11 protein-coding genes are annotated in these 14,592 nt (G+C 34.5%); 9 read left to right on the forward strand and 2 right to left on the reverse strand.

Annotated elements, in window-relative coordinates; genetic code table 11:
- Positions 1-10 precede the first annotated feature (10 nt).
- Both X927_RS03965 and X927_RS03970 read right to left on the reverse strand, forming a co-directional pair.
- Positions 11-1,276 carry an ABC transporter substrate-binding protein gene (locus X927_RS03965; RefSeq protein WP_103076807.1) on the reverse strand — a complete coding sequence of 422 codons (1,266 nt, stop codon included), beginning with the start codon at positions 1,274-1,276 and terminating at the stop codon, positions 11-13.
- A gap of 12 nt (positions 1,277-1,288) precedes the next feature.
- Positions 1,289-2,359 carry a LacI family DNA-binding transcriptional regulator gene (locus X927_RS03970; RefSeq protein ID WP_103076808.1) on the reverse strand — a complete coding sequence of 357 codons (1,071 nt, stop codon included), beginning with the start codon at positions 2,357-2,359 and terminating at the stop codon, positions 1,289-1,291.
- A 565-nt stretch (positions 2,360-2,924) separates the two neighbouring features.
- Between X927_RS03970 and X927_RS03980 the strand changes: the two genes are divergently transcribed.
- From X927_RS03980 to X927_RS04020, 9 genes are all read left to right on the forward strand, one after another.
- On the forward strand, positions 2,925-3,971 hold the full coding sequence (locus X927_RS03980) for a dipeptidase (RefSeq protein ID WP_103076810.1): 1,047 nt from the start codon (positions 2,925-2,927) through the stop codon (positions 3,969-3,971).
- Positions 3,972-4,144: 173 nt separating this feature from the next.
- Entirely contained in the window at positions 4,145-6,049 is a 1,905-nt protein-coding gene (locus X927_RS10235; RefSeq protein ID WP_211287808.1) for a site-specific DNA-methyltransferase, read from the forward strand.
- Positions 6,046-8,598, forward strand: coding sequence for a DEAD/DEAH box helicase (locus X927_RS03990; protein ID WP_103076811.1), 2,553 nt, complete (start codon positions 6,046-6,048; stop codon positions 8,596-8,598). Before X927_RS10235 ends, X927_RS03990 begins: the two co-directional genes overlap by 4 nt.
- 333 nt (positions 8,599-8,931) lie before the next feature.
- Positions 8,932-9,114, forward strand: coding sequence for a transposase (locus X927_RS03995; RefSeq protein ID WP_103076812.1), 183 nt, complete (start codon positions 8,932-8,934; stop codon positions 9,112-9,114).
- A gap of 509 nt (positions 9,115-9,623) precedes the next feature.
- Positions 9,624-10,739: a type II toxin-antitoxin system RnlA family toxin gene (locus X927_RS04000; RefSeq protein WP_103076813.1), complete on the forward strand. Its 1,116-nt coding sequence runs from the start codon at positions 9,624-9,626 to the stop codon at positions 10,737-10,739.
- Position 10,740: 1 nt separating this feature from the next.
- On the forward strand, positions 10,741-11,781 hold the full coding sequence (gene rnhC / locus X927_RS04005) for a ribonuclease HIII (protein ID WP_103076814.1): 1,041 nt from the start codon (positions 10,741-10,743) through the stop codon (positions 11,779-11,781).
- 590 nt (positions 11,782-12,371) lie between these two features.
- Positions 12,372-13,073 (forward strand): zinc dependent phospholipase C family protein, encoded by a 702-nt coding sequence (locus tag X927_RS04010; RefSeq protein WP_103076815.1) that lies wholly within the window; start codon positions 12,372-12,374, stop codon positions 13,071-13,073.
- 26 nt (positions 13,074-13,099) lie between these two features.
- Positions 13,100-13,675, forward strand: a complete 576-nt coding sequence (locus X927_RS04015) for a thymidine kinase (protein WP_103076816.1) — start codon at positions 13,100-13,102, stop codon at positions 13,673-13,675.
- A gap of 18 nt (positions 13,676-13,693) precedes the next feature.
- Positions 13,694-14,518 (forward strand): aldo/keto reductase, encoded by an 825-nt coding sequence (locus X927_RS04020; protein WP_211287809.1) that lies wholly within the window; start codon positions 13,694-13,696, stop codon positions 14,516-14,518.
- The last annotated feature ends 74 nt before the right edge of the window (positions 14,519-14,592 follow it).

A 14,592-nucleotide genomic window follows, 5' to 3' on the forward strand; every position in this document is an offset into this window, starting at 1 on the left:
CAAAATTTCCTTAGAAGATCAAAATTTCTTCAACCTTCTTTGAGGCATCTCTCAAGGCATCTTCTGGAGTTTTTACCCCATAATAGACTTCTTCTATTGCTATTCGCAATGCCTCGGCTATTTGTGGATATTCGGGAATATTTGGTCTTCCCTTTCCTATTTCTACCGCCTTCATAAGATCTTCGAAGAAGGGTATCTCAGTTTCAAGAGTGGATTTGTAAGGATCTTGTTCGGCTATGGTTTTTTGAGTGGGCAAGTAAACGTATTTAGCCAAAACAGGGGTCAAAATTTCTGGATCAAGCATGATAGTCATCAATTCCCAAGCTAACTCGGGATGTTCGGATGTTGAAGGAACAGCCAACAGCCAACCCCCCATCATCGTGGAACTTTTCATACCCTCTTCAGGAACTGGAAATCCTGGAATCATACCAATTTGATCGAAATCAAATCCTTCAGGGAAGTTCCCTAACAGCCAACTTCCTTCGATCATTACAGCAAATCTCTTATCAGTAAATTCTTGGCCCCATTGATGTTGGACTTGTGGCCTTATACCTGCTTCTACTTGATCTCTCAAGAAAGTTAGTGCCTTTGCACCTGCCTCGCTATAAAAAGCTGGGTAATACTCCCCATCTTTCTGTTCAAGAATTTCTCCACCATTCATCCATAGATATGGAAACCACATATCAGGCGAATGACTAGCACCTACTAAATGCATCGGTAATATACCCTTTTTCATAGTGACAGGAGCTAATTTCTTGTAGGCCTCTATGTATCCATCCCAAGTTTTCAGCATTTCGGGATCTACGTCTGCTTCTTCTAACAAATCTTTCCAATACCAAGTTACCCGTACGTCTGTCCAAGTCCAGATACTGTAAAACTTGCCATTAAATTTTGAACCTTCGACATTTGCAGGATAAAATTCATCAATCCTTCCCCAAGAGTTAACTTCTTTTGTAATATCTTTTAGGAAACCTGATTGTGCAAACTCTCCCAACCATATTTGATCGACTGAAACTAAGTCTCTTGGAGTTTTTCCAGCAGTTAAAGTGATAAGTTTAGACCTTGTATCATCATATGGGAGCACTTCGTATTCCATCGTGATGTCCATGTCGGGATGTCTTTTGTTTAACTCTTCTAAAGCCACTGGTATCAACTCATTCCACCTATCTGCAGGAGCGGCGAATGTTCCAGTTAAAACAACCTTTTCCACTGCTAAAGCCATGCTTGAAAAAATCATAACAAACAACACAAAACTCACTAAAATCTTCCTACTCATCTTGATCCCTCCTCACTTGATTTTTTGCCCAGTTGAATCTCGCCATACTAGTTCAACAGGCAAAGTAATTTTGAAATTCTCGCTTTTATTTTCACCTTCGATGATTGAAGCTAAGTATTTTGCCGCAACCTCACCCATATTTCGTAAAGGTTGCCTTACAGTGGTAAGATTTGGGAATATACTTTGCGCTATTGGTCTATCATCAAATCCATATAATTTCACTTTTTCAGGTACCGAAAGACCTCTTACTTGCAACGCTGTCAAAGTACTTACGGCTACAATATCGTTACAACAAAATATAGTATCCACATGGTACTTCAAACATTTGTCTATAGCCCTGTCCATCTCATTTTTCCCAACTATTTCGCTATAAACGGGAATATTATGCTCTTTACATGCATCGGACATTCCGTTATATCTTTCTTTCACGGAGCTAATAGAAAAATCTTCTTCAGAGAAAAACATGGTAGATTTTACTGTTGAATTTTGAATAAGCTCTTTTGTCAAGTGATATGCACCTAAGTAATTATCAGATTGAACAAGTGGTTTCCTAATATCGTTAACTGTTTTATCTACAAAAACCATAGGAACCTCTTTTTTTAATAACCTTTTGAAAATTTCATCTTCTACCAATTCTTTTGTGGGAAGGATTATATATCCTTTTGGATTAGAAGAGAGAATATATTTCATTTTTAATTTCGTTATAGTGGAATTAGAATCTATGAACTGAACGAAAGGTTCGTATTCTGTGTTGTGATAAGCCTTCTCAATCCCCGCCAATATTTCAAAAGATAAATATTCATGTGAAATAGGAAGAACAACACCTATTTTGTGTTTTTCTTGCATAGAACTTGTAGATAACCCTTTTATAGGAGAGACAAACGTTCCCAAACCTTGAATTCGATAAAGGTAACCTTCAAAAACTAATTTATCTAGTGCTTTTCTGACAGTTTCTCTACTTACTTTAAATTCTTTGGCTAACGCCTTTTCGGATGGTATCTGTTCATCAGGTTTATATGTTCCGTTTTCTATATTTGCTATCAAAAATTCCTTTATTTTTTCGTATTTTGGTTTGTTATTCATATTCTTTCACTCCTTATGTACATACATGTCTAGACATATTATACCAATACATTTTAAATAAACAAAATCCGATTAACGGCAACTAAATCCATTTAAGGGTAATTATTTTCGATTATATGGACTTATCTCCATTTTTTAAAGAATTTGAAGAATTTATTAAATAATAGTATAATTAAAAAAACTGATAAACTTTGGGGCAGTTTGCGAGTCCAAAAAATCAAGGGTTTTCCTTATGGGTAGTAGCGAGGCAAATCCTTACCACTCCTTTTCCTTATGGGTGGGCAGCGAAGCAAATCCTTACCACTCCTTTTCTTTATGGGTGGGCAGCGAAGCAAATCCTTACCACCTCTTTTCCTTATGGGTGGGCAGCGGGGCGAAGGGGCGCTATATACAATATTTTAGAAATAAGATTTTGAACTTAAAAGGGTCACAGGGCGAAGCCCTCCCATCTACCCTGCTTGGGACCGCAGGTCCCTTTCTTAAAAGTCTGCACAGAAGATGTCCTATATACAATGTTTTAGAGTTCCTAAGGCCAAAAAATAAAAAAGATTGAGGAGGAAATATTTTGATTAACTTCAAAGAACAAGCTCATAAAATCTTAGAAGAAAATCTTGTAATCGATGCACATTTCGATTTACTAATGGATGTAGCAAATCAAAGAAAATTTGGAATCCATAAAGTGATAGAAACCGATCATCTCGACAATTTTCGCAAAGGCGGACTAAATGCCGTAATTTCCTCTTTGTTTATCGAAAGTTTTTTAACCCCTGAAATCTCATTAAGAGAGGCTTTAGACCAAATCAGCTCATTTTACCAGGAATTAGAAGAATCAAGCGATTATTTAATGTTATGTAAATCATACGAAGATATAATTAAAGCAAAAGAAAGTAATAAAATCGGAATATTTTTATCTTTTGAGGGTGTTGAACCCTTATACAACGATTTAGATTTACTCGATATCTTTTATCGTTTAGGTGTAAGATTTGTTGGACTGACTTGGAGTAGAAGAAACTATGCTGGTGATGGAAGTAAGTTTTTACCGCCAGACCCAACGAAAAATTCAAATGGTTTATCTGATTTTGGAATAGATTTAGTTAAAAAAGCTCAAAGTTTAGGTATGATAATAGATGTTAGCCATTTGAATGATAAAGGATTTTGGCAAGTTATTGAGCTTACTAAAGGACCTATAATAGCTTCCCATTCTAATTGTAGAAAGATAGTAAACTTAGAAAGAAATCTCTCTGATTCACAGATAAAAGCGATAGCAGATACCGACGGTGTAATAGGAATAAACGCCTTTAATAAAATCGTCGCCAAGGATTCGGAAAAAGCCAACGTTGACGATTTAGTTAAACATATAGATCACATTGTAAATTTAGTTGGAATCGAGTATGTAGGTTTAGGATTTGATTTCTGTGAGCATTTAAAAAAATTTAACCCCCAGTTTGTTAACGAACTTAATCCATCTCCATCTTTTCAAGTTTTAGATAACCATTCAAATATTGTGTTACTCGTTGAGAAATTACTGCAAAGGGGATATGGTGAAGAAAACATAAAAAAGATCTTGGGAGAAAATTTTTCAAGGGTGTATAAAAAGGTACTAATTGATTAGAAATTTTAACTTAGTAAATCGGAAAAAATTTGGTAAAATAAGAAAGAGAGAAAGAAGATAAAAGAATTAACAGATTAAAGCTATTCTTAACACAAGGGAATCATTTATTAATTGTGGTTGAGCTTGAAAAATCAGAAAAAAGACCGTCAAAGTGTAGTATCGAGGTGAAAAAAGTGGCTGAAAATAAAAAATATGTAGAACTCCTATGGGCAGGAAAATATAACAAAATTGACTTGAGTGAAAAGATGCCCATTGAAAAACCAAATCTTCCATTTCAGACTATTGAGACGGTGAATAAGCCAAGAGCCAAAGGAGGAAACTCGCTTTCACTTTTTCCAGAGGATAAATATCCTGAAAACTATCCAAAGGATTGGAAGAATTTACTCATTTGGGGAGATAACAAATTGGTGATGTCTTCGTTGATAAAGCAAGGCTGGGCTGGAAAAATTAATTTAATCTACATTGATCCGCCGTTTTTTACGGGTGCGGATTTTTCTGTGAAAACAAAAGTTGGGGAGGAGAAAATAGAAAAAGAGCCTTCAATTATAGAAGAACGAGCTTACAAAGACACATGGAGCAATGGTATCGCTTCATATCTAAAGTATATGTATGAGCGATTAGTTTTAATGAGGGAGTTGCTGGCTGAGGACGGTTCTATTTATGTCCATTTGGATTGGCATGTAGAACATTATGTCAAAGTAATGATGGATGAAATTTTTGGGTATGGAGGAGAGGGTAAACCGGGATTCCGGAGCGAAATATTATGGGCTTATAGAACTGGTGGAGCACCAGGTAAAGACCCCGGTTTTTCTAAAAAGCATGATGTAATACTATTTTATTCCAAATCAGATAAACCAAAGTTTAACAAATTCAAAGAGAGAATTTATTATGAAAAAGCATTCTTCACTTCACAGAAAGACGAGGCTGGTAGATATTATGCTGATGTGATTCTTCGGGATGTATTGGAAGATGAGATTAATCTTGTTATTGACAATAGATTATCAAAAATAAGCGTGAAACCTGTAATTAATGTTTCATCTGAAAGATTGGATTTTGATACTCAAAAACCAGAAGGCTTACTTCAAATATTGGTTATGGCAGCAACAAATCCCGGAGACATCGTTGCAGATTTCTTCTGTGGTTCAGGCACAACCTTAGCGGTTGCTGAAAAACTTGGCAGGCGATGGATAGGCTCAGATTTATCCAAGTTTGCAATCCAAGTTACAAGAAAAAGGCTTTTAGATATTCACAATTCAAAAGATCTGATAGAAGAAAAGAAAAATAAATATGGTCAGCCCGCAAGGCCTTTTGAACTCTGGAACATTGGAAACTATGAAACTGTTTATTGGCAGGAGAGAGAAGATGAATATCTTGCCTTTATGCTCAAACTTTATCAGGCACAACCTTTAACTGGTTTTAAATATTTACATGGAAGAAAAGGAGACAGAGCAGTTCATATAGGACCTTTGAACGCTCCTGTTACGATGGAAGAAGTTGAAAAAGTAGTAATTGAATGTAGGGCAAACAACTTCAATAAGGCAGATGTTCTTGGCTGGGAATGGAGTTATGAAGTTAATGAACTCGCCAAAGCATTGGCAAAGAAGAACGATGTTGATTTAAGGCTTGTTCAGATTCCTTCTGTAAATGAAATAAAATCATCGCTTGTTGGTTTTGATTTGCAGTTATTGAAGATTCCGGACCAGATTGTTGAAAAAGAGTTATCAAAATATATTAAATTCCCAGAGGTTGCATATCTCGAAATTGACACTAAAACGAATGGAAATGAAGTCGTACTCAAAATCACTGATTTCCAAATCCCACCCACAGGAGAACTCGCAGAGATTGCCAGTAAAGTAAAAGACTCAAGGGAACTCATAGATTACTGGGCAATTGATTGGGATTACAAAGGCGATACCTTTCACAATCAATGGCAGAGTTTCAGGGTGAAAAAGAATCCTAAAGTCGATTATGAGGCAAAACACAAATACGATGAAGCAGGCGAATACCAGATAATGGTTAAGGTGGTGGATGTTTTTGGGAATGACACGAATAAGGTTTTGAAGGTGATGATAAAATGAGACCTACTGATCTTTTACAACCCGAACAGAGACGCCCAAGTAAGGCATATTTAGTCAACGAACTCCGAAAAGCAGTATACACATGGCGAGAAGAAGGCTATCCAAAAGTTACACCCACAACAAAAAGGCTTCTGCAGTTTTGGTTTGAAGAAGACCATTTAGTAGAAAAAGAGTTCTTTCAATTCTGGTTTTGTCAGAGGGAAGCTATTGAAACGCTGATATACGTTTATGAAGTAATGAAAAAACGGAATTTCATTGATATAGCAAGGGATTTCGGTGCCGGACCTATACAAGGTTATGACCCCTCCTATGATCAATATCCACTTTATGCCTTCAAAATGGCTACAGGTTCTGGTAAGACCTATGTAATGGCATTGAGCATTGTTTGGCAGTATTTCAATTATAAGAAAGAGAACAAAGATGATTATACCTCAAAGTATCTGCTCATAGCAGGAGAAAAAAATGTAATTTATGATAGGCTGACAAGAGATTTCAAAGATGGCAAGATTTTCCGAGAATTGCCGCTTATTCCTCTTGAGTGGCAAGAGGAGTTCGACTTGAAAGTGATCCTTAAGGAGGATCCAATCCATATAATTCCAGAAGCAGTGTTGTTTTTGACCAATATTCAACAGTTAGAACAAAGGGAGAGTAAAAAGAAAGAAGTAGAGCAGTATATAGATAAAGTTATGGAATTGCCTGAGGTTTATAATGTTTCCGATATCTATCAGGAAAACAGGATAAAAGAGGTTCTTACCACTTGCCCTAATATAATGATCTTGAAAGATGAAGCCCACCACATATACAGTTTTGAAAAGGCATGGAAGAAGATACTTTTGGAACTTAACAAAGACTTGGTCTCTCAATATGGCAAAGGCATCAATATGGAACTCGATTTTTCTGCCACGCCCAAAACTGAAAATGGAGCTTTATTTCCATGGATCATTGTTGATTTTTCATTGAAAGAAGCCATAGAAATGAATATCGTGAAATTGCCGCTGAAGGGGCTTGTAAAGGGTGCTAAAGAAATCGCTTCTAAAAAAACAGTTGAGAGATACAGAGCTTGGATTGATGCGGGAATAAGAAGATGGAGGGAATACAAGGATAAATTAAAGCCCTTATCAAAAAAGCCAGTACTGTTCTTTCAGTGCCCAGAAAATGAAGAGGCAGATGAGATATATGAGTATCTGAACTCTGCTGTTCCAGACCTTAAAGATAAGGTATTATTGATACATACAAATAGCACTGGAGAAGTTAAAAAAGCAGATCTATCTAAAGCGAGAGAGTTTGCAAAGACAATTGATGATCCAGATCCTGAAAAAAATCCATACGAAGCAATAGTAAGCACAATGATGTTAAATGAGGGATGGGACGTTAGAAATGTAAATGTGATTGTGGGACTTCGATCTTACACATCAAAAAGGAAGGTGCTCCCAGAACAAGTTATAGGAAGAGGTTTAAGAAAAATGTTTCTTGAAGAAGATGCAAATGTTGATGAATCAATAAACATCCTCGAAGTTATTGGACCACCAGGCTTGATGGATATTCTTGAGGAATTAGAAACCCAAGAGGGTATCAAGTTCGCTGAATTCGATACTGGAAAATCCCTTAATTTAACAACTATATATGTAGATGAGAATAAGCTGGATAAAGATATCGAGATTCCTGTGCTCTCTCCGAGGATTCTCCTGAGGGAATTTCAATTGGAGGAGGTTGAGGTTGATAAATTACCTCCGCTTGCAATACCATTAGAAAACAAAATCTTAGAAATGGAATATGTGGCTGTAGATATGCTAAAAGGAATGGAAATTATAAAAAGAAAATGGGATTTGCCTGTACCGCAGGATTCAAAAAGTGTCATTGCCTATTATACTGACCAGATACTCAAGCAGTTGAAAATAAGAGGAGCATTTTCTAGTTTTTACCCCCTCGTAAAAAAATATGTCATGGAAAAATTATTCAGCGAAAAAGTTGACCTCGATGACCCAAGAGTTCTTTATATGTTAAGTTCTCCTGAGGTTCAGGAGAGGTTAACAAGATTGTTTGTAGAAGCATTCAAAAATATGACTTTTATAGAAATGGAGCCAGAAAAGATATATTTTATTAAACTTTCAGACACGTCTCCTTTCCCCTCGTCAAAAATGGTTTATCCTGCCGATAGATGTATCTTCAACTATGTTCCTTGCGATAACGATTTTGAATTGGATTTTGCCAAGTTTCTAGACAGAGCTGAAGATGTGTTAGCGTTCAGTAAAATAGTTCCCAAAATTGGTTTTTTTGTAGAATATAGAGATTCTGATGGAAATCTTAAGTTATACTATCCGGATTTCGTCATATTGACAGACAAGAACGAACGTTTGATTGTTGAAACAAAGGGTAGGGAAGATGTCGATGTTAAACACAAAGACAAAAGAATGAAATTGTGGTGTGAAGATGCTACTAAAATTACAAAAAGTAAATGGATTTTCATACGAATAAATCAAGAGGATTTTGAGAAATATAGATTTAAAAGCATTGAAGAGTTGACTTCAACTCTAAAAGATGTCGGGTGATATCAATATCAAAAACCAACGAGGTGGTCTTCGAATGAGCCACTTACCCGTTGCTGTTGAAACCTTTTATTTTCTTATATAGCTTTGTTAGAATTGATCATACAACACAGAATATAAAGTTCACTTTTCTTACAGAATTACTATTTTGTGTTATAACTGTGAATATGCTCCTTACATGCTATAAAAGTAAAATTCAATTTGATAGAATTTTTCAATCAAAATCGTTGTTCTTTGAAAGTTATACTTTAGTTCGTTTCACAAAATTATGGTTAAGAAAAACGAAATAGGAACAAAGGATTGAATAATCATGTACCGTTAGGAAAGAGATAAAAAATGACAACGTACTTGCTATTAAAAAATCCTAACAACCTTACTAAGAAAGATAAAGTTAGACTCGATGAATTGATGGAATATCAACACCTTGACACAGTTCAAGCCTACGGATTGGTACTTGAATTTAAGAAGATGTTCGATTACAAGAAACCTTCTTATATAGCTAAGTATTTTAAAAGATAGTATGAAAAGGTAATGAAATCAAATATACTCGATGAAAATGGTCGATACCTCTATCCTATGCCACTAAATAAATGATGTTATAGCTCAGAAAAAAACCCTATTTGTATAAGTATAATTTAATCCTTCTAACAGTCCATATATACTCCTTTGGTGCTATTTGCAATCCCGCAGTCTCACCTTTGCTATTGTTATGGTGAAAACTCACATACGCCGGAACCTCATGGCTATGCCTTCAGAGGTAGGCAATAAAAGAGATTAAAAACATAAAATTAACAAAATTTTAGAAATAAAAGATTTTTAAAAATAAGATTTTGATTTAAAAAGAGCAACAAGGCAAAAACTTCTCTATTTTTGTGAGCCGGATGCGTGCTAAGAGGTACTAAAACAGATCTGATGAAACTTAGAATGAAGGACGTATTTTTAAAATTTTCGAATTCTAGAAATATGGTTTCAATCGAGTTTCATATTTTTTAAAGGGAGTAATAGAATTGTTTGGGGAGGTTTAAGATATGTCTAAATCTGTTTCAAATACTGATAGGATAGCAAAAGTTTTTACTGATTACTGTGCTAGTAAAAACTACCAAGTCAAACAAACTTCAGAGGAAAAAGATTTGAGGCTTGATATATCAAACTATTACTATAGAACAATAGTAAAAATCTATTATACAGATAAGGTGCTAATTCAAGGTAAGCAAAACTTATTGAAGGATGAAATGGAAAATCTGAAATCTGATTATGAAAAAAATCCACAATCTTTTATTGGAGGTGAGATAAAAGAGATCAAATCGTGCACAACAAGATACGACATTATGCTAGTTGAACTCAGATCAAAAATAAAAGAATCTTTAAACACGCTTGAAGCAACAGTGGAAATTACCGAAAATCCAACCCCTGCTATTGAATATAGGGCTAAAATTGCTAGGAACAATTTTTCTATAACTTTAACCCAATACAATAATGGCACCTTATTACTTCAAGGGAAAATGGATAAGCTTTTTGAGGATTGCTGTAACCTGATTGAAAGAATTGCTAACCCATCAGAGAAGGACGTGATAGCCAGATTCATATCAAGCGACGAAAAGAATTTGGAGTTTTTTGCAGCTAAATATACTCCTGAGCTCTTAGATATAGCTGAAGACAATGTAAAGAAAAAAATAGGCCTTGTTTATAATTATCTTGAGACTTATGATAGAAAATGGTTTGTAGCTTCCGAATGTCTCTGCTTAACTAAGATTCCTTTACCTGAGTTCTCCCCGTTGGTAATGCCTGCATCAAAGGCATTTGAGGGTTTTGTAAAAAAACTTCTTGTTGGGATAGGGCTTTTCGAACCAGGCTATTTCAATACAAAAAATGCAAATTTTTCGCCTCTGAATGATAGGAACAACCAAAGAAGAAAGACTATTTGTGAAAAAGAAACATACGCTGACACAATGCTCAAAAAAATTAGTCTGTGTCTCGATACGAACAGAAACTTTATGATGCATAGTGACGAGAGTAAAATTACCAAAGTTGATTCGCCAGAAAAAGCAGAGGAGAAGGTCAACAGCATATTTAAGGATACAAAAGAAATATTTGACTATTTTAATGACAATTATGATTTAATCTCCACAAGAAGAGATGAGTGATATGGAACAAAAAAATAGACTTCTTGAGAGTTATAAACATATAAGATCCGCACTAGAAAGCAACAATTTCATTGTATCTGATTGTAAAGAGATTGCTTATGGTGTGCAGTTTACCGTCTCTACTCTTAACTGGTCTGGACTAATTAGAATTTATCAAAACGAGAAGGGTGTTTTGAAAATCGATTATTCGCAACTTAATAGTAAAGCAAATGTGATAAAAATCCAAACTTTGATAGAAAGTAAAGAAATACCATCTGGTTCAAAAAATTTAAATAAAAATGTTGGACTAGGATTCCCTATTATCGGCACAGATGAATCGGGGAAAGGTGATTTCTTCGGGCCCTTAGTTAGCGCTGGTGTCTATGTAAATGAGCAATCTGCAAAAAAATTGATTGAATGTGGCGTAAAGGATAGTAAGAAACTTAGCGATGCTAAGAACTTAGAACTTGCCCAGAAAGTAACTAAAATATGTAAAGGGCGCTTTGCGATTATTGAAATATCTCCAGAAAAATACAATAGCTTATATGAGCAATTAAAAAAGGAAAAGAAAAGTCTAAATTCATTACTTGCCTGGGGACATGCAAAAGCTATAGAGGAAGTTCTTTCAAAAGTTGATTGTAAGGTTGCAATCGCTGATCAATTTGCAGACGAAAGCTTTATCCTTAGTAAACTTCAAGAAAGAGGTAAAAACCTGCGACTTATACAGATGCACAGAGCTGAACAAAACATAGCTGTGGCAGCAGCATCGATTCTAGCACGAGCAAGGTTTTTAGAAAAACTATCTAAACTATCAAATGAATATAAAATAAACTTGTCTAAAGGTGTATCGCAGACAGTTATAGAAAGTGGGAAGAAGATTGTTGCCACATATGGAAAAGATATTCTCAGAAAAGTAGCCAAATTACATTTCAAAACAACTAATGATGTCCTTAACAAACAGTCGAAACGTAGAATATATATAACAGAACAAGTACAAATAGCTAATGAATTTAGAAAAATAGGGGATTTTGAGGATGCATTTCCATTTGATAGATATTTATGAAAAGAAACAGAAAATGAGTTTGAGGGGGAAAACTTCTTCCCTGCATTAGGAAATTGGAACTACGGTTTATAGATAATAATTTTTGGTAGAAAAGTATTGAAAGAGAATGCTATGGAGAAGAAGAAATTAAAATTTTTCATAGCCAACTACTTTCAGATGAAAAGCCTTATATTGCTCAATTTAGAAAATATAGTGTTTCCTTGCAAGACAAAAGTTTGATATTTGATAGAAGATTGGCATAATAGAAAAACTTTATTAAGTGAAAATTATAAGTCGGAGAATGAAAAAAATTAAAAAGATGGTAACATTATTTACTTATTTAATTCAACAAATTTTCTTTCCTCACATGACTATAAAAAAGAAATTATTGGGATTAAGAAAAAAGAAAAATGAAGATAATCTTTCGAAAATAGCAGGTAATTAAGGCGAGGCAAAATGAAGTTTTACACAGGCAATAATGGAAAATAATAATATATTGTATAAAAAAGTTTCTTGTAATCGATGCGCACTTTGTTTTACTAATGGATATGTCAAACCATTCCAAAAATATGATAAAATAAAAAAGAGAAAGCATATGAAGGAGTTAAGGGATGCCAGGATATTTAACACACATTATCTTCGGTCATAAGATTTTTCCAAACAGTTTGAAAAATGTGAAAATGTTTAACCTTGGACTGATGGGTCCTGATATCTTTTATTACAATATTTCTGATCCCAAATATCACATTATTGGTGAAACGTTGCATAATGTTGATTTAACAAGGTTAATAGAAGAACTTCAAAAGGAAAGCCCAGAGTATGCATTGGGTTTATACTTGCATTCTTATCTTGATATGAAAATACATCCACGAATCCATATTATAGAAAGAAACACTGGCAAATCACATACTAAAATAGAAACCTTGATCGATGCAGCTTTATTGAAAAAAGAATGGAACACCACTGTTTTCAGGTTAGACAAGCATTTCTTCCCCAATAAATTACCAGCCAGGTTTATGAGAATCTTTGATGAAGTTCTTTACGAATATTACGAGGTAGAAGATGTAAATATTAAAAGTTTGTATGATGTTTTTTTGAAAAACTTTTTCTTCTTATACAAATGGTATCCTATTAAGGCGGTTGCTTCATATGTGCTCTACGTTGTTTCCATGGGAAGATTCAATTACAAGGACTATTTTATATTTAGAACCCCTTCCTTGGATATTCTGAATGATTTTGGAATAGAAACATTGTGGAAGGAGTCTTTAGAGGAAATTGATCAATTATTATCGAAAAAATTTGATCAAAACTAACGAAAAAAGGGATGTGAAACTTTAATATGGCAACAGGAAATTTAGTAGTAATTGTTGGACCTATGTATTCTGGTAAAACTTCCGAATTAATCTCTTTCATTGAAATTTACACCCTCGGGAAAAAGAAGATAAAAGTCTTTAAACCTTTGTTAGATAAGAGATACAATGAAACTTACATTGTATCGCATTCTAATACTTCCGTTAAAGCAATTCCCATAAATAATTCCGCTGAAATTTTACCTCAGCTTGAGGGAGACGAAAAAGCGGTTTTTATAGATGAAATCCAGTTTTTAGACGAGCCTCTTAGAGAAGTGGTTGTCGAGATGATCAATTCTGGTAAGGATGTTTATTGTGCGGGCTTGGATTTGAGTTATAAAAATAATCCATTCAAAGTTACCTCACTTTTAATGGCCCATGCAGACACGGTGATTAAAAAGAAAGCTGTTTGCCATGAATGTGGAGAGTATAGAGGTACAATATCTTACAAAATTGTGGAAAACGGTGGAGAAATAGATGTTGGTGGTTTTGAAAAATATATCGCCGTCTGTAGAGATTGTTACTTGAAGTTGAATGAAAAAAAACAAAATCAAAATAAATCATAAAAACAAGGGGGTTGATCTATGCGAATTACAAACATCTACGATAAAGCGGAATTAGCCAACAAAGTGAAAATTCCTTGGTTGGGATATGGGACATACAAAGCCCATGGAGATGAATTGATAGAGGGTGTAAAGTACGCTTTAAGTATAGGATACAGATTGATAGATACCGCTGAAATGTACGAAAACGAAGAAGAGATAGGTAAAGCAATCAGACAGAGTAAAATACCAAGAGATGAAATTTTTATAACCTCAAAAGTATGGAATACGAATCAAGGTTTTGAAAGTACTTTAAACTCTTTTGAGAATTCATTAAAAAGATTGGGAACAGATTATTTAGATTTATACTTAATTCACTGGCCTGTAAGTGGAAAATATATAGAAACCTGGAAAGCCCTTGAAAAGTTATATAAGGAAGGTAGAGTAAGGGCTATTGGTGTGAGTAATTTTTTAATTCATCATCTCCAAGATATAATAAATAACTGTGAAATTACCCCTATGGTGAATCAAGTAGAATTTCATCCATACTTATTGCAAAGAGATCTTTTAGATTATTGTCAAAGGAACAAAATACAGCTTGAAGCTTGGAGTCCTTTAATGAGAGGAAGAGTCTTAAACATTTCTCAGATAGTAGACATAGCAAATAAGTATAAAAAAACTCCCGCACAAATAGTATTAAGATGGGACCTGCAACATGGCGTGGTAACTATTCCCAAATCTGTACACAAGGAAAGAATAAAAGAAAATGCTGATATTTTCGACTTCGAACTAACAGAGGAAGAAATGAAGATAATAGACAATTTAGATCAGGGTAAAAGATTTGGAGCAAATCCCGATGATTTTTAAGGTTAACATAGCTTTTAACAAGATTAATTGATTTTTCAACAATGAAATGATATAATATGGAAGCACCATTACAG

The sequence above is a fragment of the Petrotoga mexicana DSM 14811 genome (genome assembly GCF_002895565.1).
Taxonomy (GTDB): domain Bacteria; phylum Thermotogota; class Thermotogae; order Petrotogales; family Petrotogaceae; genus Petrotoga; species Petrotoga mexicana.

What these genes read in the sequence shown, in the direction of transcription:
- X927_RS03995 (WP_103076812.1), top strand. Translation starts at nt 8,932, where the DNA reads ATGACAACGTACTTGCTATTAAAAAATCCTAACAACCTTACTAAGAAA.
- X927_RS04000 (WP_103076813.1), top strand. Translation starts at nt 9,624, where the DNA reads ATGTCTAAATCTGTTTCAAATACTGATAGGATAGCAAAAGTTTTTACT.
- X927_RS04015 (WP_103076816.1), top strand. Translation starts at nt 13,100, where the DNA reads ATGGCAACAGGAAATTTAGTAGTAATTGTTGGACCTATGTATTCTGGT.
- rnhC (WP_103076814.1), top strand. Translation starts at nt 10,741, where the DNA reads ATGGAACAAAAAAATAGACTTCTTGAGAGTTATAAACATATAAGATCC.
- X927_RS03990 (WP_103076811.1), top strand. Translation starts at nt 6,046, where the DNA reads ATGAGACCTACTGATCTTTTACAACCCGAACAGAGACGCCCAAGTAAG.
- X927_RS03970 (WP_103076808.1), bottom strand. Translation starts at nt 2,359, where the DNA reads ATGAATAACAAACCAAAATACGAAAAAATAAAGGAATTTTTGATAGCA.
- X927_RS04010 (WP_103076815.1), top strand. Translation starts at nt 12,372, where the DNA reads ATGCCAGGATATTTAACACACATTATCTTCGGTCATAAGATTTTTCCA.
- X927_RS04020 (WP_211287809.1), top strand. Translation starts at nt 13,694, where the DNA reads ATGCGAATTACAAACATCTACGATAAAGCGGAATTAGCCAACAAAGTG.
- X927_RS03965 (WP_103076807.1), bottom strand. Translation starts at nt 1,276, where the DNA reads ATGAGTAGGAAGATTTTAGTGAGTTTTGTGTTGTTTGTTATGATTTTT.